General features: G+C 36.7%; 24 protein-coding genes. 7 read left to right on the top strand and 17 right to left on the bottom strand.

The window, feature by feature from the left end; all coding sequences use genetic code 11:
• Window positions 1-8: 8 nt before the first annotated feature.
• The 12 genes from FFO06_RS05805 to FFO06_RS05750 all read right to left on the bottom strand — a co-directional run bounded on the left by FFO06_RS05805 (window position 9) and on the right by FFO06_RS05750 (window position 11920).
• Window positions 9-1028, bottom strand: coding sequence for a glycosyltransferase family 4 protein (locus FFO06_RS05805; protein ID WP_228036457.1), 1020 nt, complete (start codon window positions 1026-1028; stop codon window positions 9-11).
• 207 nt (window positions 1029-1235) lie between these two features.
• Entirely contained in the window at window positions 1236-2003 is a 768-nt protein-coding gene (locus FFO06_RS05800) for a class I SAM-dependent DNA methyltransferase (RefSeq protein ID WP_137907179.1), read from the bottom strand.
• A 131-nt stretch (window positions 2004-2134) separates the two neighbouring features.
• A complete protein-coding gene (locus FFO06_RS05795) occupies window positions 2135-3259 on the bottom strand; it encodes a DegT/DnrJ/EryC1/StrS family aminotransferase (protein ID WP_137907178.1) in 1125 nt (374 codons plus the stop codon).
• 7 nt (window positions 3260-3266) lie between these two features.
• The gene (locus FFO06_RS05790; protein WP_137907177.1) at window positions 3267-3704 is read right to left on the bottom strand and encodes a cupin domain-containing protein; all 438 of its coding nucleotides are present in this window, start codon (window positions 3702-3704) and stop codon (window positions 3267-3269) included.
• A 72-nt stretch (window positions 3705-3776) separates the two neighbouring features.
• Window positions 3777-4583 carry a TIGR04325 family methyltransferase gene (locus tag FFO06_RS05785; protein WP_137907176.1) on the bottom strand — a complete coding sequence of 269 codons (807 nt, stop codon included), beginning with the start codon at window positions 4581-4583 and terminating at the stop codon, window positions 3777-3779.
• Between the two features lie 106 nt (window positions 4584-4689).
• Window positions 4690-5571, bottom strand: coding sequence for a motility associated factor glycosyltransferase family protein (locus tag FFO06_RS05780; protein WP_137907175.1), 882 nt, complete (start codon window positions 5569-5571; stop codon window positions 4690-4692).
• Window positions 5568-7814 carry an N-acetylneuraminate synthase family protein gene (locus tag FFO06_RS05775; RefSeq protein ID WP_137907174.1) on the bottom strand — a complete coding sequence of 749 codons (2247 nt, stop codon included), beginning with the start codon at window positions 7812-7814 and terminating at the stop codon, window positions 5568-5570. The genes FFO06_RS05780 and FFO06_RS05775 overlap by 4 nt, the downstream gene beginning before the upstream one ends.
• A 30-nt stretch (window positions 7815-7844) precedes the next feature.
• Window positions 7845-8507: a TylF/MycF/NovP-related O-methyltransferase gene (locus FFO06_RS05770; protein WP_137907173.1), complete on the bottom strand. Its 663-nt coding sequence runs from the start codon at window positions 8505-8507 to the stop codon at window positions 7845-7847.
• 16 nt (window positions 8508-8523) lie between these two features.
• Window positions 8524-9204, bottom strand: a complete 681-nt coding sequence (locus FFO06_RS05765; RefSeq protein WP_137907172.1) for an acylneuraminate cytidylyltransferase family protein — start codon at window positions 9202-9204, stop codon at window positions 8524-8526.
• Window positions 9205-9206: 2 nt separating this feature from the next.
• Complete coding sequence (locus FFO06_RS21865) at window positions 9207-10478, bottom strand: ABC transporter ATP-binding protein (protein ID WP_137907171.1); 1272 nt, start codon at window positions 10476-10478, stop codon at window positions 9207-9209.
• Window positions 10479-10644: 166 nt separating this feature from the next.
• On the bottom strand, window positions 10645-11481 hold the full coding sequence (locus FFO06_RS05755; RefSeq protein WP_137907170.1) for an ABC transporter permease: 837 nt from the start codon (window positions 11479-11481) through the stop codon (window positions 10645-10647).
• Between the two features lie 13 nt (window positions 11482-11494).
• A complete protein-coding gene (locus FFO06_RS05750) occupies window positions 11495-11920 on the bottom strand; it encodes a hypothetical protein (RefSeq protein WP_137907169.1) in 426 nt (141 codons plus the stop codon).
• 793 nt (window positions 11921-12713) lie between these two features.
• On the opposite strand from FFO06_RS05750, the gene FFO06_RS05745 reads away from it, so the two are divergent.
• Together FFO06_RS05745 and FFO06_RS05740 are read left to right on the top strand one after the other, a co-directional pair.
• Window positions 12714-14909, top strand: a complete 2196-nt coding sequence (locus tag FFO06_RS05745; protein WP_137907168.1) for a GumC family protein — start codon at window positions 12714-12716, stop codon at window positions 14907-14909.
• Between the two features lie 162 nt (window positions 14910-15071).
• A complete protein-coding gene (locus FFO06_RS05740) occupies window positions 15072-15866 on the top strand; it encodes a WecB/TagA/CpsF family glycosyltransferase (RefSeq protein ID WP_137907229.1) in 795 nt (264 codons plus the stop codon).
• 46 nt (window positions 15867-15912) lie between these two features.
• Here the strand turns inward: FFO06_RS05740 and FFO06_RS05735 are convergent, their stop codons facing one another.
• The 3 genes from FFO06_RS05735 to FFO06_RS05725 form a co-directional block, all read right to left on the bottom strand.
• Window positions 15913-16842, bottom strand: coding sequence for an alpha/beta fold hydrolase (locus FFO06_RS05735; RefSeq protein WP_137907167.1), 930 nt, complete (start codon window positions 16840-16842; stop codon window positions 15913-15915).
• Window positions 16843-16861: 19 nt separating this feature from the next.
• The gene (locus FFO06_RS05730) at window positions 16862-17365 is read right to left on the bottom strand and encodes a DUF4112 domain-containing protein (RefSeq protein ID WP_137907166.1); all 504 of its coding nucleotides are present in this window, start codon (window positions 17363-17365) and stop codon (window positions 16862-16864) included.
• A gap of 139 nt (window positions 17366-17504) precedes the next feature.
• Window positions 17505-18374 (bottom strand): YihY/virulence factor BrkB family protein, encoded by an 870-nt coding sequence (locus FFO06_RS05725; RefSeq protein ID WP_137907165.1) that lies wholly within the window; start codon window positions 18372-18374, stop codon window positions 17505-17507.
• A 256-nt stretch (window positions 18375-18630) separates the two neighbouring features.
• Between FFO06_RS05725 and FFO06_RS05720 the strand changes: the two genes are divergently transcribed.
• The gene (locus tag FFO06_RS05720; protein WP_137907164.1) at window positions 18631-19215 is read left to right on the top strand and encodes a Uma2 family endonuclease; all 585 of its coding nucleotides are present in this window, start codon (window positions 18631-18633) and stop codon (window positions 19213-19215) included.
• Between the two features lie 113 nt (window positions 19216-19328).
• Here the strand turns inward: FFO06_RS05720 and thrC are convergent, their stop codons facing one another.
• Window positions 19329-20420, bottom strand: coding sequence for a threonine synthase (thrC, locus tag FFO06_RS05715; RefSeq protein ID WP_137907163.1), 1092 nt, complete (start codon window positions 20418-20420; stop codon window positions 19329-19331).
• Between the two features lie 257 nt (window positions 20421-20677).
• Here thrC and FFO06_RS05710 point away from each other — a divergent pair, with 257 nt between their 5' ends.
• Together FFO06_RS05710 and FFO06_RS05705 are read left to right on the top strand one after the other, a co-directional pair.
• The gene (locus FFO06_RS05710) at window positions 20678-20866 is read left to right on the top strand and encodes a hypothetical protein (protein ID WP_137907228.1); all 189 of its coding nucleotides are present in this window, start codon (window positions 20678-20680) and stop codon (window positions 20864-20866) included.
• A gap of 394 nt (window positions 20867-21260) precedes the next feature.
• Window positions 21261-22652 (top strand): malic enzyme-like NAD(P)-binding protein, encoded by a 1392-nt coding sequence (locus FFO06_RS05705; RefSeq protein ID WP_137907162.1) that lies wholly within the window; start codon window positions 21261-21263, stop codon window positions 22650-22652.
• 138 nt (window positions 22653-22790) lie between these two features.
• On the opposite strand, the gene FFO06_RS05700 is transcribed toward FFO06_RS05705, so the two are convergent.
• Complete coding sequence (locus FFO06_RS05700) at window positions 22791-24377, bottom strand: glucose-6-phosphate isomerase (RefSeq protein WP_137907161.1); 1587 nt, start codon at window positions 24375-24377, stop codon at window positions 22791-22793.
• A 240-nt stretch (window positions 24378-24617) separates the two neighbouring features.
• Between FFO06_RS05700 and FFO06_RS05695 the strand changes: the two genes are divergently transcribed.
• Both FFO06_RS05695 and FFO06_RS05690 read left to right on the top strand, forming a co-directional pair.
• Window positions 24618-25751, top strand: coding sequence for a branched-chain amino acid ABC transporter permease (locus tag FFO06_RS05695; RefSeq protein WP_137907227.1), 1134 nt, complete (start codon window positions 24618-24620; stop codon window positions 25749-25751).
• Between the two features lie 49 nt (window positions 25752-25800).
• Entirely contained in the window at window positions 25801-26028 is a 228-nt protein-coding gene (locus tag FFO06_RS05690; RefSeq protein ID WP_137907160.1) for a hypothetical protein, read from the top strand.
• Window positions 26029-26031 lie beyond the last annotated feature (3 nt).

Raw genomic sequence — 26031 nt, 5'->3', positions numbered from 1 at the left:
TACTAAAACTACTTCCAACAATGTCTAATTGCCTCAAAATCATCAATAACTGAAAAAATCTCTTGCACATAATCCTTTGGTGTCCACTTGTATGCTTTTTCCCAGCCACGTTCTATCAAACTTTGACGGAGAATAGAATCTTCCGATAAATATTTAATAGCCTCAGCAATTTCTTCTGGCTGTTTAGGATTAACCAGTAAAGCAGCATCTCCTAGTTGTTCTTTTGCACCTGACACATTAGATGCAATTACAGGACATCCCAAAGCCATAGCTTCTAATGGTGGTAAGTTATCAGGACCAAAGAATGACATAAAGGTGAGAGCAAAAGCATGACGATACAGGGGTGCTATATCCTCTTGAGAGACAAAACCCAGAAAATGTACTTGTTGTGATAAATCAAGTTCTTGCACCATTTCTTTGACATGAGACTGATTGCCTTTATCAGAGCCGACAAAGACTAATGAAAACTCTAAATTGTACTTTTCTTTTAACAATTTAATCGCTAGTAATAAACCAATATGATTTTTATGTGGCCAAAATTGAGCGGGGTAAAATAAGTATTGACTAGGTAGATTATATTTTTTTAGAATCTCTTGATCTATCAGACTCCCTTCTGATGGGAATTTGGGGGTAAAAAAAGGAATAACTTTAATTCTTTCACTAGGAATCTGATAAAACTTTTCAATTTCTGCTTTGCCTACTTCTGTTCCAGTAATAATAAATGTAGCACGTCTCAATATTTTGGAATGAAAATTTTCTCGCCAGTCCCATTGCCCCCATTCTTGTTCAGATATACTCACTTCTGGAAAATAGGGCTGTAATCTGTGTTGTAAATCCCAAACAGTAGTTATATAGGGATAATTGACTGTAGGGCATCCTGGTACAAGAGATAAAGTTACATCTATTTGATTTAATTTTAATAAATTTAATATGTATTTTTCATACCATTCTTCAATTTGAAATTTACATCTTGGATGTCTTAATTTGTGAAATATAGCTTTTGTTATCAGGAATATTTTAGATTGCATTCTTTGTTTGAATGAGCTATGGAGAGAGACTGATTGAACAGGCGAAGATAATATATAATCCGGGATTTTTTGATTGGATATGTATAAAACAAATGTATGCCTACTTTTAGGAGCTAAATTTAATATACTTTCTAATAACTGATTTTCAAAAGTATAACCTCCTCCTACATCTGGGAGTTGATTGCTAATAAACAAACCGACTTTCATTTAATTCCTCACAACAAAATAAACCTTCCAGGTTTTGAGTCCTGGCTGTTGGTTAGTCAGCCACTCCTGAGAAGTAACTAACTGCATTTGCAGTCCACTTAACAGAAATTCTATTTCAGATTTAAACAGATAGCGCATTGTGTGGGTTTCTCGTAGCTCGTCAACAGCACCACTATTTTTATCTTTAATAAAGACATGATAATTCACATCTACGCAATTCTCATTCGGATAAATCACAGGCTCGGCAATGCGAGTTACCTGAATTAATTCATCTTCTAGATGTTTAACTCTCACCGTTGGCAGTTCTGTTAATACTGCTGAACCATACCAAATATCAAATACAAAAATCCCCCCTGGTTTTAAATGAGTTTTCACTGTAGTAAATGCAGCTAATAAATCTTCATTAGTGGTTTGATAGCTAATGACATGAAATAGAGACAGGACAACATCAAATTTTTGATCAAGTCGAACTTGACGAATATCACCATGGGTAAATTGCAATCTTTTGGATAATTCCTGCGGACATTGAGAGAGTCGTTCATGGGCAAGGTGTAGCATTTCTTGGCTCAAGTCTACACCATGAAGATGGTAGCCCATTTTTGCCAGCAGTGTAGCGTGATTTCCTGTACCACAACCTAGTTCTAGAATGTTTTTACTATCTGGTGCATGGGTTTGAATCAGACTATGGATAAATTCAGCTTCCCCTACATAATCTTTATCACGGTAGAGTAGGTCATAGTAGGGTGCATAGTTACCAAAAACAGTCATATTAACGAATTAATTGTAATTGTTGGGAATAATTAATTATGATGCTTTTGAATTTGAAATTTATTTGGTTATCAGGAGGAATATTTGAAATTAATTAACATGATTAATTTAACATGATTAATTTCATCTCCTTAATAAGTCTCAGTCAGGATTTGGTTAACAGTTTTAGCAACAGTGATGATTTGTTCTTCAGTCAATGCTAATCCACTAGGAATATAAAAACCTCGCCGCGCCAAATTTTCCGCTACTGGACAGGAAATACCCGCAAATAATCCCATTTTTTTAAACACGGGTTGCTCGTGCATACACCAGAAAAAAGGACGAGTCCCAATCTTGTGATTAGCCAGCTTTTTCATGGCTATTTGTTTATCAAAGGGAACTTCATCTTTGAGGACAATACCATATACCCAATAAATATTTTCTGCATAGTCTGTCTTGAGTATTGGTAGCTGAATATTGGGTATATCTGCTAATAATTCAGTATACAGTTGCCCCATCCAGCGTTTACGGGCAACAAATTCATCTAAACGTTCTAATTGAGCTACTCCCACCGCTGCTTGGAGGTTACTCATTCTCATGTTCCACCCCAATTCTTCATGGACAAACCGTTTTTGGGGTTGAAAGCAGAGGTTACGTAGAGATAGACAGCGTTCAGCTAACTGAGGATTATCGGTAACAATTATTCCTCCTTCACCAGTGGTAATGTGTTTATTGGGATAAAAACTAAAGGTGCTAATGTCGCCAAAGCTACCACAAGGGCGGTTTTTATAGGTCTGCCCGTGCATTTCGGCGGCATCTTCAATGATGTATAATCCATATTTATCGGCTAAATTTAGCACTGAGTCCATATCCACTGGTAAGCCGTAGATGTGAACCACCATAATGGCTTTTGTGCGGGGGGTGATTTTCGCTTCAATATCACAGACATCCATATTCCAGGTGATGGGATCTGAGTCCACAACTACAGGGGTAGCACCAGCACGGACAATGGCCGCAGCACAGGAAATGATGGTGAATGTGGGGAGAATGACTTCATCTCCTGGTCCAATATTTAGGGCAGCTATAGCAGCATCTAGGGCAACAGAACCATTACTGACAGTAATACCATATTTGCGACCAACACGGGCGGCAAATTCCTGTTCTAGTTGTTTGACAAAAAGTCCTTCTGAGGAAATCCAACCTGTGTCAATACACTCAATCAGATATTTCTTTTCGTTACCATTTAATAATGGTTGGTTAACGGGAATTGGGTTCATTTTATGGCTACACAAATTCTACAACTTTTGCTTCTTCGGCGGTAATACCCACAAATCTGGTTTTGTCCTGTTCTCCCACGTAAGGACCTTGTTTAACTTCAATCATTTCAATTTCTTCTAATACTTTGAAGCCGTGTCCTCCAGTTACTAAGAGGATAACATCACCTGTTTCTAGAACGCGACTTTCTAAATATTTTTGTTGGTCGTTGTAGAAGTCTACGCGGAGTTTACCACTTTTGATAAACAGGACTTCTTGTGTGTAGCTAACTTGGCGAATTACAGGATTATGAACATGAGGTTGAATGACTTTTCCTGTGGAGTGGCGCATATAAGCCAGTTGTTGGGAAAGTTCATTGGGGGTGAAAAAGTGAATTCCGGGTTGATTGAATCGGTGAGATAGGATTAATGCAAGTAGCTGGTTTTGATGGGTAATTTTTTCTATCATTCATTTGCGATTAAATAAATTAATATTTTAGTTTGCCTTAATACAAACTTTGATCATAAGTGCAGATATTGCTCAATTCAGTAATGTGAAATATAAGCCAGAATAAACAGGAACAGAATATTCAGGGTAAAACGGGATTATACAACTATCAACTCTATCTTCCCAAATATCAACTAACTTATAACCAATATCAGTTAGTGAATCAATAAACTGCTTCCGATTAAAAATAAACTGTGGATAAAATACTTTTCCGCCATTTTGGAGGCTTACAAACTGTTTTCCATCATATAAAGGTAAGCGATTAATCAATAAGTGATTAGGTGGTTTTTCTAAGCAAGCAAGCAAGCAAGCAAGCGAATCAACATATTGTAAAGAACCAGAAGCAATAAAAATATTTTTTCCATTAGCTTCTATAAATTCTGTTGTAAAAGACAAAGATAGAGAAGAATTTAGGTCTTGAGCTAATTTCTCTCCAGCTTTTGCAATTGCAGGTACATCACAGACTGTCCAATTTAATCCATCAGGATATTTTAAGATAGTGGAATAACTGTAAAAATGATTGCCAACATTGCCACCAAAGTCAAATACAGTAAGTTTGTTAGAGGATTGATTAAAGATTTGACTTAGCCAAAATAAAACTGGATAGTCATAGGAAGCGGTGTTCGTAGACAATTTATCCTTGTATTCTTGAGCCAAATCAAGATTATCGTATCCTATTGATTTAGTTTTTGGAGCAGATGCTATAGCTTCTTCAAAGGTTGAAAAAACACCTCGAAAGCAGCCATAGCAATCACCGGAAAATCTGCGATCGTATTTCCTGGACTGAAAAGAGCGATAGATTTTTTTTGCAAATGGGATGTTTTTGATGATTTGTTTCATATTCTTGGTTTCAGGGCAGTTACAAATTTAATTAAAGTTGTCGTTTTATGATTTCATCCAGTTGAATTGCACGTTGAGCAAAGGTATGATCTTTTGCCGATAATAATCAGGTTTTACATGGTTCACTCTCAACAATAAACAAAGACTCGTAATTAACTTTATCAAATACATCAAGCAAACTACGTTTGGTTGCATTAAATATTTTTATATTTTTTGACTGTGCTATTGTATTTAGCATTTCATACTGATTCCAAAGCACAATGTAACTTAACAACCCGGATTTAAATGTAGATATATCAGTAACAAGTTTTGCTTTTTCTTCTGGATAAAAATGTTGATTAGCAAATTTTCCTGAATAATTTAATATTGAATCATGATCACATCCTAATAGATAAATCTCAGAAAACCCCATGAAAATAGCAGATTGTAGAGCCATGATAGTGACAGACATAGGAGGTAAAACTGGATGACATAAATCCACCTCTTTATCTAGTTTGATTGCTCTTGTATCGTGATAATATACATTGCGATCTAAGAGAATATTGTTCTGATTGACTCTAGCATATTCATTTATTCCCAAGAAAAAACTACATTTTTTAGATATATCTCCAATTTCTTTTAATAATTGTAAATAATTTTCTATGTTATGGGGTGGATGCCAAGGAGCAATACAATAGTATTGTGGATCAATTAACCTAAAATCTGGATGTAAATAAAAATTACTAACAGCAATACAAAATTCGTTTTTTAGTAATTTCAAGTTCTGATCATTAATTGATGGACCAGTTGCCAAAATAAAACATCGGTTTCCTTGATGAATATTTTTTAGCTCTCGATTTTGTTTTGTAATAGCATACTCTTTATGAGAGTGTCTATTGTTAAAAATAGTTTTATTTCTAATTGATCTGAAAATGTCTTGAAATCCTGGGGGTAAAGTCCAGAATGCTATTTGCTTGATTGTTTTTTTAGCCTTACTTTTAAGATTCATAGTAGTCTCTCTAACTTCTCTAATGCAATCCAAAAACCCTCACCTTCATTTTTATGTCCCTGCCATATTTCAGGAATAAAAGAAGCTTGAGGAGCATACCTTTCAATATCTTCAGCTAAGGCATAAAAGTCAATTTCACCTTCACCGATTTGTAAACCTTCCCCATCAACACCTTTAGCATCAGCAATGTGTAAATGAGCAGTGTAAGGTCCAATTTGTTCAAGAAATTCTTTGAATGATATTTTGTGATAAGTACAAGCTAGTTTGGAATGAGAGATATCTAAGCAAATACGATAGTTATGTTGACGACAAAAATCAGTAATGTCTTTTGGATCTACAAAAAGATTATGATTTCGTTGTCCCCCAAAATGCCAAGGAAAGGGGGGCATGGTTTGAGGGATGATTTCGACTCCATCTGCATCTAGTTGAGATAGACTATCGTCAAGTGTTTTATATAGTTGCTGGCGAACTGACAAAGATAATAAAGTATCATTTGTAAATCCACCAACATTGGTAACAATGCAGGGGCGACTTGCTCGGTTGAAAAACGGTTTTAATTGTCGAGTAATGTCGATCACTCGTTGTAATTCTTTAATTGATAGTTGACGGTAATCTTTGTCTTGGGAAGATAGATCCAATAAGTGATCGCCTGCAAACAACTCTGGAGCGTGTACAATTACATCTAAATCATAGACTTGATCAATATACTGGTGAATATCAACTTCTAAATCTTTATAGCTCAGATGAAATTCTAGTAAATCAGGATTTGATTGTGACAATAGAGTTTTAAAGTCATGGTAGCGAACTGGAACACCCCAAGGTCGTTTAAAACGATAATCTCTTGCTTTGACTTGTTCCACTTCTAAGTCGCTAGGGTAAAAAAAATCACCTGCTTTTAGCGATCGCCTGGAACGTTTACCAATTAACTCTGTCTTCCGATTGGGTTGTAAACCTTTTCCGGGACTTTTTACATCAATCATGGATTCAGTAATGATTTGTCCTACCTCTAAATCGCAGTTAATCACCAAACTCTTAGCCAAGTTTTCTCGGTTCATTAATTCCCCTTGACTGAGGTTTCGTTCTCCATTTGTACCCAGAGATTGTTCTACTTGGCGAATTCCTTCAATCATCAGCCGAAATTCATCTGGTAATAAACTCACTTTGTGGTCATTACCTTCCATTGTTTTGTCTAGGGTGAAGTGTTTTTCTATTACCTTAGCACCCTTAGCTACGGCGGCGATCGCTACATGAATACTCCGTTCATGGCCGGAATAACCAACGGGACAATTACCAATTTCTTTTAGACGGTCTATATAGTTTAGATTGACATCTTTAAAGGGGGCTGGATAGGTTGAGTTACAGTGCAGCAAAACATACATCGCACCTAACCGATTTAGTAATGCCACTGCGTCAATTATCTCAGCTTCAGCCGACATCCCCGTTGAACAAATTAATGGCTTACCTGTTTTTGCTAAAGCCGTGAGTAAATCATAGTTAGTCAAATCAGCCGATGCCACTTTATAAGCCTGTATTCCATACTGTTCTAGTAGGGATAAACTCTCAATATCCCAGGGTGTACAAAGGGGTAAAATTCCCTGTGTTTGACAGTAATCAAAGGCCGTGAACATTTCATCGGTTGTTAATTGGAAACGAGTTAACAAATCTAGAGTATATTGTGACCCTAAATCTTCACTAGCATCATTAGCATTCCCAGCATTCCGATATAGTGATTTGAGATCGCGCATTTGGAACTTTGCACAGTCTGCACCTACCGCTACCGCTTGATCAATTAACTGTTTAGCAAGTTCCAAGCTACCATTGTGATTATTGCCAATTTCCGCAATGACAAAAGTAGGAGATTGGGCATCAATGATAAAATTTCCGATCCGAATACCTGCTGACTTCCGACAAGCAACTGCAACTAAATGACGGTTATTGTCTAAAAGGGGAATGAATTCAACTTCATTAGAAAAGCAAGATTGAATCTTTACAGGATCATCATTGTAATTAGCAAATTTATAATTTTTGTTAGAAATTTTTGAGACTGGTTGATTGAGATTAATAGATTCTTGTTGCACCAACCAACGGCGAAAGTCTCCGTCTGTGAGGACACCTTCTAAAACACCTGCTTCTGTCACCGAGAAAATAATGCGGTTTTTGTTGTCGCTGATTTTTTTCAGGGCATTTAATATATCGTCTTCAGCGAAAACAATGTACTTTAATAAATTTTTGTCAATGATCATAATACTTTAATTTTTAAAAAATTTTAAAAGTTAATTTTTCACAATATAACAAGGTGTCATACAAAATGGAAATTTATTTATCACCACATCTTGATCCTGAAAATACTCATCTACAGCTTTTGTTTCTCCAGGAAAAACACCGTAATCGTCTATAATTAGTACCCACCCCCTGACAATTCTAGGAAACAGTAATTCTAAAATTACAGAGGCAGGTTCGTATATATCAGTATCTAAATTGAGAAGAGAAATTTTTAATTCTGGATGGTCATTCACATAATTGGGGACTGTTTTTAAAATGTCTCCCTTCACTAATTCTACATTCTTGTCAAATCCCTTAATTTTTAGCACTTTTGTAAGCTGATCTACATCAATACTTTCTTCCCCCGCACTATCAATAAAAAGCTGTCTAGGTGCTTTGTCTTCCTGAAAATCAGTTTCAGGAAATTTACCATAGATATCAAAACCAATTATTTTTTTAGCGTGGGAATTACTGAATAAATCTCGAAATGTGGCGAACCTTGTCAATGATGTTCCTTTAAAAACGCCACATTCTACTATTGCTCCTGGTATGTTTACCACCATTTTGTATAATTCATAATGAGCTAATAACTTAGCAATTCTGCTATTATCACAGGATAGGTAGAAGTTATTTTCGTATTCAAATGCCTTGGAAAAATCAGGTAGATTAATCATGTTTTTTTTAGAACTATTAAGGTTTACGTTTGTAATTGATTAAAAACTCTATATACTGAAAATCCTCTAACGAATCAATTTCCCAACTTTGAGCTTCATCCATCACAAACAGAGAAACTTTACCGCCCAATCGGTTATTTAATTCTTTTAAAACCCAGGGTTTAAAGATATAAATTGAACCATTTTCCATATATTGGAGGTTTAAATCTTGGCGACGGGGACGGTGGTGATAGTCATAGTTGATAGACTGGGCAACATCATCTACTTGATGCCAAATAAAGCGATGGGTTGGGGAAACTGAAACGAGAGAATCAGCGTTTTCCGCTCTGATTTGCTCAATAGCGCGATCTATATCTAGTCCGGTGCGTAAAGGGGATGTACATTGTAGGAAGACTATAAGTTCTGGGTTAATTCCCTCTTTTTCAATCTCTGTTAAGGCATGAATAAGAGCCGATTCTGAAGAAGCAGTATCTTTGGCAAGTTCAGGGGGTCGGTGAATAATACTTGCACCATAGTCTGTTGAAATTTGGGCAATTTCGGCATCGTCTGTGGTAACGTAAATGCGATCGACTAGATGGGATTCTTGTGCATCTAGGATAGAATGGGCGATTAAAGGTTTATTAGCTAGAGGACGAATGTTTTTGTAAGGGACTCCTTTTGAGCCTCCACGTGCAGGAATGCAAGCTATAACAGTCATTATTAAAATTTACCAACTACTTCAGTTTTTCTTGTTTCCCAAGGAAGCATTGGTAATAAATAACCTTTGCGATATCCTCGCGTATTTACATCTCCAGTCTCAACAAGACTAAAAATTAATGCTTCCACGCTTTCGTATACCTCAACCCCAGGGATTCCAGATCCCAATCTTAAAATGTAGCGTCCACTATTTAACCACAACCCTGGTATTCTGACTTGAGTTTTGTAAATACCTGGTTCACGATATTCTAAAAGACCATTATCCTGATCACAATCTTCTAATGACATAATATGGGAACCGTCACTTCCATGAAAATTTAATGCAATGACTGCCGCCCGAACTGAGTTGCATACTTCATAAACTGTTTCAATAATGAAATCTCTACGAACATCTAACTCACCATCTACCGAACCATTTTCATCTAAAAGTCTACATTCCATAATTCTTATTGGAGTATTTTTTCTGGCTGGATTCTTCCATAAACGTCCACCCAAATATCCAGAAGTAAGATATCTCTCTGTAGATGCTTCACTATTACCATTGAATACAAGACAGCCTTTTTCTAAAAAAAGACATTTCTTTGTCAAACTTAGAATTGCCCCCATATTATGACTCACAAACAAAACCGTCCTTCCCTCCTTCCCCACATCCTCCATTTTTCCCAAACACTTCTTTTGAAACTGGGCATCCCCCACCGCCAAAACCTCATCGACAATTAAAATCTCTGGTTCCAAATGTGCCGCCACCGCAAACGCCAACCGCACATACATCCCAGAAGAATACCGTTTTACGGGCGTATCCAGAAACTTCTCCACCTCCGCAAACGCAACTATCTCATCAAACTTGCGTTTAATCTCTTCCTTACCCATGCCCAAAATTGCCCCATTGAGAAATATATTTTCTCTCCCTGTTAACTCTGGATGAAACCCTGTTCCTACCTCTAATAAACTGGCAACTCTACCCTTGATTTTGATGCTTCCTTGAGTTGGTTCTGTAATGCGGCTTAAAATCTTTAATAGTGTTGATTTACCTGCACCATTGCGCCCAATAATGCCAACTCTATCACCTTGTTTAATTTCAAATGAAACATCCTTTAAAGCCCAAAACTCTTCAAAAGCGGGATTTTCCTTTTTAGCTTGAGGATTAATCAAACTACCGAGAGATTTAACTTTATTAGTAATCACATCTCGCAGTGCTGTGTAGCGTTCCTGTTGCTGATGACCAATAATATATTTTTTACCTAAATTTTCAACGCGAATCACTGTATCAGACATCTTTAAAAAAATAAATTAGTTTCCGTCAATTTTGTAGAATCCAGGTGCTATTATCAATAGATAGTCCTTATTGAGAAAAGTAGATCTATCTTTTTTTACAAAAAACTGCTACAATCTTTATCTGATAATCTTTTTAGACTATTTAGTTATCCCGTCAGGTTATCAACTAAATCACATCAGCAAATGTCTGTTCCATTTTGCGAAAATACCAAATTCCACTCAATAATAGTAAAACTACTAACATCATCGAAAGAATAAAACCTGGTAAATATAATTTTGATTCCCCTCCTAAAATTGTCCACCTAAAACCATCTATTACTCCTACCATTGGATTTAAGGAATAGATAAATCTCCACTGTTCAGGAACTATACTGCTACTAAATCCTACAGGTGAAATGTACAAACCAAACTGCACTATAAAAGGGACAATAAACCGAAAATCTCGATACTGCACATTCAATGAAGCTAACCACAAACCCGCACCCATAGAAGCAGCAAAAGCGATACCAATAAACAATGGTAAAGTCAAAATCCGCCAACTAGGAACAAAGTTATACCATGCCATTAATGCCAATAAAATCATTCCCGAAATCATAAAATCTACAAAGCTAACTACTATCGCACTGGTCGGTACTACCAACCGAGGAAAATAGACTTTAGAAAGTAAATTGGCATTAGTAATTAAACTATTACTGCACTCCGAAAGAGAATTGGAAAAAAACTGCCAAGGTAACATAGCGGAAAATACAAGAATTGGATAGGGCGCACCTTCTGAGGGTAATTTCGCCAATTGTCCAAATACAACTGTAAATACTACCATTGTCAAAAAAGGACGAATTAACGCCCAAATAATACCAATGACAGTTTGTTTATATCTAACTAAAATATCTCTCCATGCTAGGAAATAAAATAATTCTCGATAACGCCAGATGTCTTGCCAATATTGCTTTTCTGTACGCCCTGCTTCAATTATTAATTCTGGGTGAAAATTCGGTTCTTTCATAATATTTGAAATATCAATTTATAACCCGGAAATCTTTAACACTTTTATCGCCTAGCATCCGAGATTGTCTATAAGTAAACTCTCCCACAGAAGGATTAAGATGGGGATGAATTACACCTGTTGCTTGTTGCCAAAGTTCTGCCGGTGCAAGAGATAATTCATATCTAGATTCATGCTTATAGACATGATACCATTTTGTTTCTTGGCACTCTTCACACCAAAAAGCCTCTAGCCACTCACCATGTAAAGAAACCGTGGTTTTAGTATTAACTAAAATCATGGCTTCTCGACGAGAAATACCCCGTTTTTGGAGTTGTCCAGCTTGTTCGGTAAATAGTCCATATTTTTGGCTAACACTATCTATATAGCAGTTATGTATTGGACAATAGATAGCTCTGCGTTTAGAACGTTTCCGATTTCGATCACACCTTTTCTGCACTTTGGCCTCCTGATCATTAACTAAAAAATAGATCCTAAGAAGGTTGTATGGCAAGGACTGAGATCAAAAAGACCATCAAAGCCCAATTCCTGATTCAACATTGTTTGAGGTATTAATTTTTTTAGCTTAGGAACGTGGATTTATTAATTTACAATTCTTTGTAAAGACAGCGCAATCTAAGATTAGATTAACTCAATCAAGAGTTGTACTTTATTTAATTCACATTCTTATCTAATTTTTTCTGATTGGCTCATTTAAAGAGAATTTTTTACACCTATATTCTTTTGAAAATAGACTATGTTTTAAATTAGCATTGTTGCATAGTTTATTGTAGACAAATTGGCAAAAGGTTTGTAGGCTTGCAGATGAATCGGAAAAATCAACTTTTCTAGACTTGAGTAGATGTATTTGATAATTCAATCTCTCACTTTTGTAAAAAACTATGCTAATCGAGTGGTGTATCTGAATTTAGAAATACTAGATTGAAAGCAATTAAATGATAGTTAAAGATCAAAGTCAATATCTAATTTCCCGTTTTTCTTTAAGTTTAGACAATCTTTACAGCTTTTGACCAAAAACAGTTAAATTATAAATATTCTAAGAATATGTAACTTATCTACTGACAAATTTATCAATAATATATTTAGGAAAATGAAAGCTTACAGAGATTTTGCCAAGTTGTCCACTACAACTGATAAAACAGTGTTAATTTACAAATCAGTTAACTCTGCAAGTCCTATATTTAATTGAAATATCGAGTTAAAAATAAATTAGAAACTATATAAGGTTTGAGATGATAAAAACTACCTATGCTCTCCAGAATTTGTCTCATATAAATAGACAGCAGCATCAATCTACACCTTTCATTGACACAGTTCAGTCAGAAGAGAGTAATGAAGGTGGATTAAACTTAGGCAAATTATTGGCGGTTATTCGTCGCAGAATCATTATAATTGCCATTGGCACAACCACTTTTGCCTTTGCTAGTGTAGGATTAGCTTTGAATAAACCTCCAATGTATGTGTCTCAATTTAGACTTTTAACTGAACCGATAACAGCTGAAGATAAAGTAGCCCAAGACGACAGGTATAACAGAGGTGATTCTAACAAAATAGATGAAACTAAGTTAAATATTTTACAAAGTCCTAAACTGATATATCCTATCACTCAAAAAGTCCAGATGTATTACCCAGGTAGCAGCGCACCTGAACTTAATATCAAAATCCTACCTAATACTCAAATTTTAGAAGTTACTTACCAAGATCCTAACCCTAAGAAAGTTTTGTTTGTATTAAATCAAGTATCTGAATCATACTTAAAATACAGTTTAGATGAACGCCAAACAGAAACTAAATTGGGAATTAAATTTGTTGAAAAACAATTGCCACAACTACTAACGAGAGTAGAAAATCTTCAGTCACAACTACAAATTTTTCGGCAAAAATATGGGCTGATTAATGCTGAAGTTCAAGGACAGGAACTTGCTAGTCAATTTAACCAAATTGTACAGAAACGGCTAAATACAGAAATGCAATTAGCTAGAACTAAAACACTCTATACTAGTCTGCAAAAACAGTTGAGACTGGAAACTGATGAAGCAGAGGCTATTTCCATATTGAGTGAGTCTCCTGATTACCAGAAGCTATTAAGCCAACTCCAAGATAGAGAAACTGCAATTGCTATAAAATCATCTGAATATACAGAAAATAGTCCAAATATTCAAACCCTGCTGATTCAAAAACAAAATTTACTGGATTTAGTAGGCAGAGAAAAACGGCGACTTTTGGGAATAAAATTGTCAAACACAAAAATGAATTCCTTAGATTCAGTTACACCAAATTCGGCTCGTCTGCGAGAAATTCAAAAATTTCTTGAGATAAATAAACAAATTGAGGTATTAAAAACAGAAATCCAATCTCTTAATCAAGCTGAAAGTTCTTTGGGGCAACAAATTAAACGCTTTCCCTTTATTATTCGTCAAAAAGATGATTTAGAACGGCAATTAAAAATTTCTGTTGATAATCTTAATCACTTTTTAACGGAACGGGAAAGATTACGCATAGACTCAGCTCAAAAGCAGATACCTTGGCAGATACTTACTCCTCCTAGTCAGCCTAAAAATATTGCACCAAGTACCATAGAAAATTTAATTTTAGGAACAATTTTAGGTTTATTATTAAGCACAGGATTTGCTTTTATTATAGATAAGCTCAACAACGTATTTTATGACTTTGAGGAAGTTAAAGATAAAATTAAATTGCCAATATTAGGGAATATTCCTCATATTAGGTTTGAAAAGAATGGTAAGCTTTATCGAAAACAGAATAGCTCAAACTTCTGGGAATCTTTCCGCTCTATTTATACAAATATTTCTTTTTTAAATGGTGATAGTTCTCTCCGTTCTCTAGCAGTTATTTCGGCTGCTCCTGGAGATGGTAAATCAACAATTGCTTTTTACCTAGCTCAGACAGCAGCAGCAATGGGTAAACGGGTGTTGTTGGTAGATGCAAATTTGCGTCATCCTAGTATCCATAAAATGTTGGACTTACCGAATACAAAAGGATTAAGCAATCTGATTTCTGAAGGACTAAATTTTGAGAATGTTATACACACAAACAGTAGCAGTATTGGAGAAAAAAATTATGATGTGACGAAAGCGACTGCAAAAGATATGGGAAAATCATCTTTAGAGCATAACTTGTTTATATTGACTACGGGAGAAATTCCCCCAAATCCCACAATTTTGCTGTCATCTCCTCAGATGCAAAGCTTGACAGAACAATTTAAACAAAATTTTGATTTAATCATATATGATACATCGCATCTATTAGGTTTTGCAGATACTAATCTGCTGAGTAAATACACAGACGCAAGTATTTTGGCTATAAGAGTAGGTAAAACAAACCTTTCTGTTTTAGCCAAATCATTAGAGCAATTAAATTTCTCTTCTACTCCTATTTTGGGTGCGATTGCTATTGATAATATATAGGAATTTGGTTTAATTAATGCCTGTTCCCTGTTAAGAGTTCCCTTCTCTCAACTTCTCGGTTTAGCATAACAAGTACCGAATAACCTAAAATTTTTACAACTCAACAATATAAATAAAAAGATGCTAACTACAAAAAATGAAATTCAATACTTAAATTCATCTATGGAATTTGAAGTTTCAAGAAAGCCTGCCAAAATTGATATTATTGGCTCTCCTGTTACTGCTTTACCTTTTGAGGTACAAATAAATATCATATTAGAATGGGCGATGAATAAAGTTAGCAAAGTTATTTGCGTATCGAATACTCATATGCTTGTAGAGGCTTATTGGCATCCAGAGTTTTGCTCTGTTTTAAAGAGTGCGGATATTGTGACTCCTGACGGAATGCCGCTGGTTTGGATGTTGAAACTAATGGGTGTACATGCTCAAAACCGCGTTGCTGGTATGGATATTCTTTTATCTTTGTGTAAATTAACTCCACTAAGAAACATTCATCTTTTTTTCTTAGGTGCTGATGTAGTAACTCTAGAGAAGATGAGAAGGAAGTTAGAGCGTGTCTTTCCAAATGTAAAAATTGCTGGTATGGAGCCTTTTCCATTTCGTCCACTCACACACGCAGAGGATGAAGCTATTATCAAAAAGATTCATGATAGTGAGGCGGGAATAGTTTTAGTGGCTTTAGGATGTCCAAAACAGGAGTTATGGATGAACCAACACAAAAACAAAATTCAGGCTGTAATGATTGGCTTGGGTGGGGCGTTTCCTGTCTTTGCAGAAAGTCATAAAAGAGCGCCGTATTGGATACGTCATTTAGGTTGTGAGTGGTTATATCGTTTGATTCAAGAACCATTGAGACTATTTAGTCGCTACAGTACAACTATCCCAACTTTCATGTGGTTAGCTTTAAAGCAAATCTCAAATTTGGCTCTAAGTAGGTTTACTATGAATTTACCGTAAGTGATTAGTGATTAGTTGTTGGTTATTCATTGTCAATTAGTAATTACTAATTAGTATCTTTTAAAAAGCCTAAAATTGCTGCATTGACAACATCAGCAGCACCTGTGGAGGCATCATGATAACAATTCTGCAAAATTTGTAAGCGAGAATTGGGGAGATATTGATGTAATTTTTCTGCATGACTAACAGGAAACCAACTATCTTGATCACCCCATAAAATTAAAGTTGGACATTCAATGTTTTTGAGATTTTTTTGAATATTACTCAACATATTAGGCTGATTTGTGCGGAAATTCTCGATTTCTTTGGCAGCAATTTGTAATTCTTCGGCAACTTTGACTACAGTTCCCGGAATTTCAATAAATGGGTACGTAATCCAATAAATATCTTCTTCGGTTAATAATGAGGGATCATATAATACCTTGCGTCTTTCTGTTCCCATAACTTGTCTAACTAAAGGTGCAAACCAATATGCTAGACGTAAATAATCAATTGCATGGATGATTTCTATTGGTGTTTGTGCCAGCAAATCCATAGCCCAATGAGGTAATGTTTCCGTGAAAATAGGAGCATTAATGACTACTAAACGTCCGATTAAATGAGGACTGACACCTGCTAATCCCAAGGAAATTAATGCCCCTATTGATTCTGCCACAATGATAGGTGGTTCATCACATAAACCCTGAATAATGCGTTTTAATTCAATAATTTGATGTCCATTTTTTTCTCGACGGGATAATGGCTTTTCGGAAAAACCAAAACCTTTAAAATCACAACAAATTACGCGAAAATGTTGAGATAATGGCTTAATACTAAGCCGCCAATTATAACTCCAACTGCCTAAACCATGTAATAAAATTAGGGGTTTACCCGTACCTTTTTCACCATAGGCTATTTGAATTGGATAACCTTGAGAATCGGTAATAGTGAGATTTTGCCGCCCTTGAGGAAAATTATCTTGCCACCAATCTTTCATAACTTTATGTAGGAGTAATTTAACTACCAGTGATAACTTGCCATAATATTCTTATTAATATCACGGGGATGGATATTAAGAGAATAGCAATCAGAAATAAGCCGATAATCAAGAGGAGGATAAAGGAGTTATTTGCTTTTTTGTTTTTGTGAGGATCTTTTAGGGCTTCTTCTAATAAAATGATATTATAATTATTAGCTTTCCAGGCAAAATCAAAGAAGTCTCCTAACATGGGAATAGAGCCAACTAAGGAATCAATAATCACATTCATGACCATCCTTCCTAATGTGGCTGTAGATAGGCCTAATTGTGCGGCTTCAATGATAATATAAAAGGAAAATATTAGTCCTAGAGCGTCACCACATAAAGGTAGTAATCCAATGATTGGATCTAAACCGATTCCCACTTGTGTTCCGGGAATGGTAATTATATTATCTAGTATTTTACTAAGTTGACGTAAACGTTTTAATCGAGGTGCATAACCATCAGTTGTGATAGAAAAGTGTTCAGGAGAATTAGGCATTATTCATGATTTCCGGTGGGTGATTGACTTTCCTATTATCTCATTTTCTAACTGAAATTTTTCAGATTTATTTGAGAAATATATAGTTGTTGCTTGACTGTAATTTAAAATCAGATTTTTCTGTTTTAATTTTCAATTTTTAATTCTTCATTTCTTCACCGACAGTTACATTTAATTGGTATCCGACTAAAAGAACAAAAGCACTCATCCATAACCATAACATTAAAACAATAACAGCACCCACTGCACCATAAACTTTATTATAATTGCCGAAATTCTTAACATAGAGGCGAAATATTGCAGAAACTATGGCCCAAAAAATAGCTGCTAAAATTGCTCCTGGTATTAGTGGTGTATTTGTTTTACATTTGCTAGGTCCATAGCGATAAACAAAAGCAAAAGCGGTTGCAACTGTAGCCAATGCTAAAGGCCAACGTAAAAATTGCCAAAGATGGGATATAAAGATTAAATAAGTATTGTTATTTACGACAATTCCCAGGAGTAAATCACTAATAAATACTAAAAAAGAAGCCAGCATTAATAATAATATAGTCCCGATTGTTAAACCAAGAGATATAAGTTTTGCTTGCCAAAAAGGACGCATTTTTTTGGGGTGAATTTGTTGAATTTGATCTAAAGCTGTCATAGCGGTATTAATTGCCCCAGAAGCTGTCCAAAGGGTAATTACAAAGCTCAGAGAAAATAAACTACTATTTTTAGAATTAGCAATTTCATGAGTAGTAAAATCACGAATTAATATCCAAGCTTCTTGGGGGACAATTTTACTCAGTTCTGTCGCTAGTTGAATAAATGTGTTTCGCAAAGATTCTGCAAATAAACCAATTGCTGTTAGTAAGGCTATAATTGCCGGAAATAGGGATAACATGGTATTAAAGGCTATTTCCGCAGCTAATCCTAACAGTCTTGTTTCTATTGTCCTCGCAAAAGTTTTTTTCAATGTGCGCCATTTTAAGTGACGAAAAAAGCTGATAAAATGAAAATTGAACATATTTAAGGGGGTTCTGGCAGAGTTTATCAGGCCTCCTCAGTGATTATACTATAAAAATCTATAATGAAGCAGGTAGTGGCAAGACTATAGCTATTCAGCGACAAAGTACCAATTTAATTCAAACTTGAGCAAGAAAATCAGGCTCAAGCCCGGAAAAGTCTGACTATGGCTTTAGGTGATGTTATTGATCAATTGATCAACTATACTGCATTTTTTGTAGTAATATGTATTAAGGGAATGGAATTATATTTATGTTATGGTTCAAATTACTCAAGCACCAGTCAATTATTTTTCCTTTGCAGATTACTATGCTTATGATGATGGTACTGGAAATCGCTATGAATTAGTGGATGGAGAATTAGTTTTAATGCCTCCAGAATCAATTTTTTACTCCGATGTATCAATGCGATTATTGTTGGAATTGGCTAAAATAGTCCCTCTTTATTTATTAAAATATAAAGAGATTATGATTGAGGTAAGTGGACGTAGGGCTAAGGTACGAATCCCTGATTTATTAGTTTTGGGTGAAGAATGTCGCGCTGCTTTAGAAACTACGAAAAGAGGAACAATTACCCATGATATGCCACCACCATTAATAGCAATAGAGGTGGTATCTCCTGGTACTGAAAATGAGGTACGAGACTATCGTTTCAAGCGTTCTGAATATGCAGCCAGGGGAATTGCTGAATATTGGATTGTTGACCCTGTACAGAACAAAATTACAGTTTTATCTTTAGTAGAAGGCTTTTATGAGGAGTTTACCTATACAGGTGATGATTTGATTAAAAGTGCGGTATTTCCAGAAATTGAGATTAAGGTGAGTGATATTCTCGTTCCATAAATTTTCCATAAATTATAGCTTAAGAACGGGGTTTGAATGAGAGCAAAAAGATCGCCTTTTCCTAAAATAGAATAAGCGATCACTTATTTCATTAATTAAAATCTAAAATTTGTTCAAAATCCCATGGCTTCTGCAACGGCCTTTACATCTGCTGCAATTCCTTGTTTAAATTGGGCATGACTGTGTTTAATAGCGGTATCTGGGTCTTTTAAACCATTACCAGTGAGGACACAAACTACAGTCGCAGCGGTGGGAACTTCGTCTTTTACCTGTAACAATCCTGCTACAGAAGCTGCACTAGCGGGTTCACAGAAAATCCCTTCTGATGATGCTAATAAACGGTAAGCGTCGAGAATTTCCTCGTCAGTCACAGCCCGGAAAGTGCCTTGACTGGCTGTTTGTGCTGCAATGGCTTTATCCCAACTGGCAGGATTACCAATTCTAATGGCTGTGGCTATGGTTTCAGGATGTGTGACTGGTTGACCATTGACCAAGGGTGCAGCCCCAGCGGCTTGAAAACCCATCATTTTCGGGAGGCGATCGCATTTGCCATGTTGATGGTATTGACAAAAACCCATCCAATATGCTGTAATGTTGCCGGCATTGCCCACGGGAATACATAGCCAATCGGGGGCATCACCTAAAACATCAACAACTTCAAAAGCGCCGGTTTTTTGCCCTTCTAGGCGGTAGGGGTTGACAGAATTTACTAAGGTTATGGGATATTGATCCGCCATTTCTCGGACAATTTCCAGAGCGCGGTCAAAATTTCCTTGAATTGCTAGGACTTCGGCCCCATAAAGTAACGCTTGTGCCAACTTGCCCAAGGCCACGTAACCATCAGGAATTAATACAAAGGGGCGCATCCCTCCTCTTCTAGCATAGGCAGCGGCAGCGGCGGAGGTATTACCAGTGCTGGCACAAATTACAGCTTTAGCACCAGCTTCTGCTGCTTTAGAAATTGCCATTGTCATTCCCCGGTCTTTGAAGCTACCAGTGGGGTTAAGACCATCATATTTGACGTACACCTTGACCTGTCTGCCAATACGTTCGGCGATGGCTGGCACGGGAATCAAAGGCGTGTTACCTTCTAAGAGAGTGACCACGGGGGTTTTTTCGCTGACAGGCAAGTATTGACGATAGGCTTGTATTAGCCCTGGCCAAGGTTGGCAATGAGATTTAGCAGCAGACAGGCTCAAAGTCACGGGATTCAAAATTTATTAATTAAGGATTTGTGGGGGGAATGCTTTTAGTATAAGTATTCCAGGTTTCAAGTCATAATCTTAGTTGTGGGACATCTTCACCAAGATCGGGGAGGATGATGACCAGATTTGTAATTTATTAGAGTATATGATGAAAACTATACAATATTTTAACAAAGCTGGAGATTAGCATGATTGGCATATTATAATTATAATATTTATAACTAATGGTGTGAGTTAAGTTTGTAATGCCAACAACTATGTCTACTATGTCATCCAGTGTTTCCGAATGCGAATCCCACGTTAACCTAGTTAAGAAGTTAACTAAGGCTTATTATCGAGACGATCAGCAGGTCAAGTTTATGGACTTGCAAGCAGAGGTAGATTCTCTTCTAGAGCAGTTGCAAAATCTCAAGAGCGAACTGGAAGTTCCTAGAGAGGAAGATTGATAATCTCCGTTTCTAGGGGGGATTCTACATTCGATAAATCTCTTATTTGTCTTCGATACCTAGATTAAAAGACACCAAAACCTAAAAACTTTTTGGGTGTCTCGTAAGCGTCAGCCGAATGGTGTTTAGGTTTTGATTCTGTGGGTTTTTGGGCTAATTTATGGTGAAATACTACCGTTTCCGGGGCAGAGGATAGGGAGAAAAGAATATAAATAAGACTGAGGCAGGAAACACTCATTAATAAAGTGTTAATAAGCAAATTTTTAAGATTAAAAGGCCCGCCACAACAAAACAGAGATGGTTTGCGACTAGTTGTAATGCGGTTTTTTGTGAAAATAAAATTTCACGTAGCAATTCAATATAAAATCTAAAATTTAAAATCGAAATTAGCTCCATGACAAATCTGACTCCTAATTCTAGTTTTAGTGTAACCCTGCGCTTACAAATTCCTAATCGAGTGGGGATGTTAGCATCTGTTACCCAAGCGATCGCCTCCACGGGTGGTAATCTAGGACAAATTGATTTAATTGAACAAAATCGTCAAGAATCTATACGTGATGTTACAGTTGATGCCGCCAGTACGGAACACGCAGAAACCATAGTGCAAGCGGTAAAAGAATTACCAGATATTCAAATAATTGATGTTTATGACCGTACCTTTAATTTACATCGCGGTGGCAAAATCAGTATTGTCAGCAGAATTGCTCTTAAAAGTGTTTCTGATTTAGCAATGGCTTATACTCCAGGGGTCGGTAGGATTTGTAAAGCGATCGCCGAAAATCCAGAGGAAGTGTACAATCTAACTATTAAACAGAATACAGTGGCGATCGTCACCGATGGGAGTGCTGTATTAGGTTTGGGGAATTTGGGACCTGGGGCGGCTTTACCGGTCATGGAAGGAAAGGCCATGCTATTTAAAGAATTTGCTGGACTTGATGCTTTTCCCATCTGTTTGGATACTCAAGATGCTGATGAGATTGTCAAAGCTGTGAAAAATATCGCTCCTGTATTTGGTGGTGTGAATTTGGAGGATATTGCTGCACCGCGCTGTTTTGAAATTGAACAAAGATTACAAGCAGAATTAAATATACCGATTTTCCATGATGATCAACATGGGACAGCAATTGTCACCTTAGCAGCCTTATTAAATTCTCTTAAACTTGTCCAGAAGTCCATTGGAGATGTCCGCATTGTCATTAATGGTGCTGGTGCGGCTGGGGTAGCCATTGCTCGGTTACTCCGCAAAGCTGGTGCAGAAACGATTTTGATGTGCGACTCTAAGGGCATTATTTCTACAAATCGCAGCGATTTAACCCCTGAAAAACTGGAATTTGCCGTTAAAGCCCAAGGAACTTTAGCAGGTGCAGTGCAAGGGGCGGATGTATTTATTGGTGTCAGTGCGCCGGGAGTTTTGACACCGGAAATGGTTCAAGGAATGACAAGAGATGCCATTGTGTTTGCTATGGCCAATCCCATTCCCGAAATCCAGCCAGAATTAGCCCCTAAAAATGTCGCTGTCATGGCTACGGGACGGAGTGACTACCCTAACCAAATTAATAACGTCCTGGCGTTTCCAGGGGTGTTTCGTGGAGCTTTAGATTGTCGGGCGAGGAGGATTACTACTAATATGTGTTTAGAAGCGGCTAATGCGATCGCTTCTTTGGTTAATATTTCTGATTTAGACCGCCAACATATTATTCCTTCTGTCTTTGATAAACGAGTTGCTAGTGCGGTTGCTGCTGCGGTGCAACAAGCTGCAAGGGAGGAAGGTATTTGTTCTAATTAGGGTTTACTCAGTAGCCATAAAAGTTGTCTGTGGGGCTAGAGTTTATTTAGGAAGCCCTAATTACAAAAAACAAAAAACAAAATCCCCGACTTCTTCAACAAGTCGGGGAGCTAATTTTGATGAACAAAGGTAATTTTATTAACCGAGAGAAACAGTTAAACTCCCAGGTTTAGCTAGATCTCCTGTTAATACCACACCCCGATGATTACTATGTAAATGACGGAGAATTTTGTAAATTGCTTCAATTTCCTCAGTAGCACCGGCAATATTTGCCAATTCAGCAATAGAAAGTGCTTTCTTCTGGGTTTGTAACACTTCTAAAACTCGTTTTTGTAAATCGAGAATCACAGCAGCGGCTTTTTTACCAGCTTCTACACCGGGTTGGTGATAAGCATTGACATTGATTAAACTGGCATATAAACCTACTGCTCTCTCATACAATGCAATTAATGCGCCTACGGTACGGGCATTAACTTGGGGAATAGTGACTGTAATGGAATCGCGGTTATTCTCATACAATGCTTGACGAGTTCCCAACAAGAAACCGGAGAGATAATCACCAGCAGTGACACCGGGATCAACTTCTGGGGATTTTCCTTGACGGTCTTCTAAAACTTCAATCAAGGTAGCAAAGAAATTAGGTACACCTTCCCGTAATTGTTGGACATAGGCGTGTTGGTCTGTTGAACCTTTGTTACCATAAACTGCAAGACCTTGATATACAGTTTTCCCGTCCAAGTCCTTTTCCTTACCCAAAGATTCCATAACCAGTTGTTGCAAATAGCGGCTAAATAACAACAAACTGTCCTTGTAGGGGAGAACCACCATATCCTTCTGGCCTTTGCCATTTCCAGAGAAATACCAAGCCAGGGCTAATAAAGCGGCTGGGTTATCCTTGAGATGAGGGACGCGAGTGGCATCATCCATCTCTTTTGCTCCAGATAGCATAGCACGGATATCAATGCCCTGTAATGCCGCAGGTAATAGCCCTACAGCGGACATTTCCGAGGTACGTCCACCCACCCAATCATACATGGAAAATCGGGCTAACCAGTTTTCCGATTGTGCGACTTGATCTAAATTACTATTTTGTCCAGTGATGGCAACTGCATATTGAGAAAAATCTAATTTTTGGGCTGTATAGGCTTGTTTTACCTCAATCATGCCATTGCGGGGTTCGGGAGTTCCTCCAGATTTGGAAATTACTAATACCAAAGTGGTAGCCAGTTTATTTCCTAATTGGGATAGAACTCTATCAATACCTGCGGGGTCTGAATTGTCAATAAAGTGAATTTGTAGGGGAGGTAAGTCTGGGGAAAGGGCTTCAGCGACAAATTGGGGACCCAAGGCCGAACCACCAATACCGATAGAGATAATATCTGTAAAGCGGCTTTCTTTGGGAGGATGAATTGCACCGGTGTGTACTTGGTCTGCAAAAGCTTCGATTTGTTCTAGAGTTTGAACTATTTCTTGAGTTAGTTCTGGTGTGGGGGCTAAATCTGGATTTCGCAACCAGTAATGACCTACCATGCGGTTTTCATCGGGGTTAGCGATCGCACCTTTTTCCAGTTCTACCATATCCGCAAACGCTTTGTCAAACTTAGGTTTTAATGAAGCTACAAACGCATCATCAAACCGCATCCGACTAATATCTAAATACAGTCCTAATCCCTCGTGTAAATATAACCAATCTTGGTATCGTTGCCAAAGTGCCTGAGCATTCATAAGAGGGAAATCTCAAATAAAGTGTTGGTCAAACATAAGTTTAATGTATGGTTTTGGTGATCCCTGCTTTGTATTATACAGTTTTTAATAAAAGCACAGATACCGATATGATACTACTGTTAGTTTTAATACTTATTATATCCAGAGATTTGGTAATTACTGATACGCGAAACTTGACAACGGACAATTGACAATTGACAATTGTCCACTAACCACCGACCACTGACAAATGACGAACTAATGATTGAATATCTAATTTTTCTAGCTATTTCTACCGCAACCTTCGCGCTATTTGCGCTAGGACTGAATTTACAATGGGGTTTTACGGGTTTAATTAACTTTGGTCATATTGCTTTTATGACTTTAGGAGCGTATACAACAGTTTTGTTAACTTTCAAGGGTGTACCATTATTACTTTCGGCTGTAGTTGGAGCAATTGTTGCCGCTTTATTGGGTTTAGTCATAGGTTTTGCGACTCTCCGCTTACGAGAAGATTATCTGTCAATTGTTACCATTGGTACAGGTGAATTAATTAGATTAATAGTAAATAATCAGGAATTACCTGTAGGTAAAGATTGGATATCTGGCTCTTTTGGTGTGCAAAGTTATGTCATACCGTTATCAACAACCCCAAATTTATTTTTGCGGTTGGTGATGATTGCTGTGTTAACTTTATTAACAGGGATCACGTTATTTTCTTTGTGGAATTGGGTACGAACTGCTCAAATTTCCGCAAATAATAATCCGATTAGAAACAGCGGCCTCAAACAAGAATTTACTTCCCGATTTATAGTAGGAATTGCTTTAGGATTATTAGCTCTAGCAATTTATATTTCTGGGACAGTTGGATTATACAATTATAATCCCAAAGCTGGTTTAATGTTGTTGGTATTGTTAATTTTAGCTTTTGTATTTTGGCGGTTAGAAATTTTAGTGCGATCTCCTTGGGGAAGGGTGCTAAAATCTATTCGTGAAGATGAAGAAATTCCTAAGGCATTAGGTAAAAATGTCTTTTCTTATAAACTACAATCATTAATGTTGGGCGGTGCGATTGCTGGTATTGCGGGGGCGTTCTTTGCTTGGCAATTGGGAGCAATTTATCCCGATAATTTTCAACCTCAACTTACTTTTGACGCTTGGATTATGGTAATTTTAGGTGGTGCAGGAAATAATATTGGCACAATTTTAGGTGCGGTTATTTACTTTGCTTATGACTCTTTAACTAGGGAATTTTTACCGAAAATTGTTCCTTTAGATGTAGAAAGAATTGGTGCTTTTCGGGTGATGTTTATTGGTTTGATTTTAATGGTGTTAATGATTTGGCGGCCTCAAGGTATTTTAGGGAAAAAGGAGGAACTTACTCTTGGTAAATAATCAGGAATTAGGGGACGAGAAATATCAAGATTTTTGAGGGTTGAATGAAATGGCTTATAGGGATTTTAAGCTGCCGGAATTAGTGAAAAAATTTGGCTTAACTATTAATAAAAGAAAGGAAGGAAATAAAATAAATTTAATTAATGGTATTGTAACTACAGGGAATATGTGGAAATTTTTGCAACTACAAGATCAAGTAGTTTACATTGATTTCAATGAATATTATATTAAAGATATCAAAAAAATATTGGGTATCTTGTCTAAGGCAGTTAATTAAACA

Source organism: Dolichospermum planctonicum (assembly GCF_005402965.1).
Classification (GTDB): domain Bacteria; phylum Cyanobacteriota; class Cyanobacteriia; order Cyanobacteriales; family Nostocaceae; genus Dolichospermum; species Dolichospermum planctonicum.
This window is presented reverse-complemented; position numbering and strand designations above follow the sequence as displayed.

Excerpts from the sequence above, each read along its gene's own strand:
- FFO06_RS05805 (WP_228036457.1), bottom strand. The coding sequence starts at position 1,028 with ATGCAATCTAAAATATTCCTGATAACAAAAGCTATATTTCACAAATTA.
- FFO06_RS05800 (WP_137907179.1), bottom strand. The coding sequence starts at position 2,003 with ATGACTGTTTTTGGTAACTATGCACCCTACTATGACCTACTCTACCGT.
- FFO06_RS05795 (WP_137907178.1), bottom strand. The coding sequence starts at position 3,259 with ATGAACCCAATTCCCGTTAACCAACCATTATTAAATGGTAACGAAAAG.
- FFO06_RS05790 (WP_137907177.1), bottom strand. The coding sequence starts at position 3,704 with ATGATAGAAAAAATTACCCATCAAAACCAGCTACTTGCATTAATCCTA.
- FFO06_RS05785 (WP_137907176.1), bottom strand. The coding sequence starts at position 4,583 with ATGAAACAAATCATCAAAAACATCCCATTTGCAAAAAAAATCTATCGC.
- FFO06_RS05780 (WP_137907175.1), bottom strand. The coding sequence starts at position 5,571 with ATGAATCTTAAAAGTAAGGCTAAAAAAACAATCAAGCAAATAGCATTC.
- FFO06_RS05775 (WP_137907174.1), bottom strand. The coding sequence starts at position 7,814 with ATGATCATTGACAAAAATTTATTAAAGTACATTGTTTTCGCTGAAGAC.
- FFO06_RS05770 (WP_137907173.1), bottom strand. The coding sequence starts at position 8,507 with ATGATTAATCTACCTGATTTTTCCAAGGCATTTGAATACGAAAATAAC.
- FFO06_RS05765 (WP_137907172.1), bottom strand. The coding sequence starts at position 9,204 with ATGACTGTTATAGCTTGCATTCCTGCACGTGGAGGCTCAAAAGGAGTC.
- FFO06_RS21865 (WP_137907171.1), bottom strand. The coding sequence starts at position 10,478 with ATGTCTGATACAGTGATTCGCGTTGAAAATTTAGGTAAAAAATATATT.
- FFO06_RS05755 (WP_137907170.1), bottom strand. The coding sequence starts at position 11,481 with ATGAAAGAACCGAATTTTCACCCAGAATTAATAATTGAAGCAGGGCGT.
- FFO06_RS05745 (WP_137907168.1), top strand. The coding sequence starts at position 12,714 with ATGATAAAAACTACCTATGCTCTCCAGAATTTGTCTCATATAAATAGA.
- FFO06_RS05740 (WP_137907229.1), top strand. The coding sequence starts at position 15,072 with ATGGAATTTGAAGTTTCAAGAAAGCCTGCCAAAATTGATATTATTGGC.
- FFO06_RS05735 (WP_137907167.1), bottom strand. The coding sequence starts at position 16,842 with ATGAAAGATTGGTGGCAAGATAATTTTCCTCAAGGGCGGCAAAATCTC.
- FFO06_RS05730 (WP_137907166.1), bottom strand. The coding sequence starts at position 17,365 with ATGCCTAATTCTCCTGAACACTTTTCTATCACAACTGATGGTTATGCA.
- FFO06_RS05725 (WP_137907165.1), bottom strand. The coding sequence starts at position 18,374 with ATGTTCAATTTTCATTTTATCAGCTTTTTTCGTCACTTAAAATGGCGC.
- FFO06_RS05720 (WP_137907164.1), top strand. The coding sequence starts at position 18,631 with ATGGTTCAAATTACTCAAGCACCAGTCAATTATTTTTCCTTTGCAGAT.
- FFO06_RS05710 (WP_137907228.1), top strand. The coding sequence starts at position 20,678 with ATGTCTACTATGTCATCCAGTGTTTCCGAATGCGAATCCCACGTTAAC.
- FFO06_RS05705 (WP_137907162.1), top strand. The coding sequence starts at position 21,261 with ATGACAAATCTGACTCCTAATTCTAGTTTTAGTGTAACCCTGCGCTTA.
- FFO06_RS05700 (WP_137907161.1), bottom strand. The coding sequence starts at position 24,377 with ATGAATGCTCAGGCACTTTGGCAACGATACCAAGATTGGTTATATTTA.
- FFO06_RS05695 (WP_137907227.1), top strand. The coding sequence starts at position 24,618 with ATGATTGAATATCTAATTTTTCTAGCTATTTCTACCGCAACCTTCGCG.
- FFO06_RS05690 (WP_137907160.1), top strand. The coding sequence starts at position 25,801 with ATGGCTTATAGGGATTTTAAGCTGCCGGAATTAGTGAAAAAATTTGGC.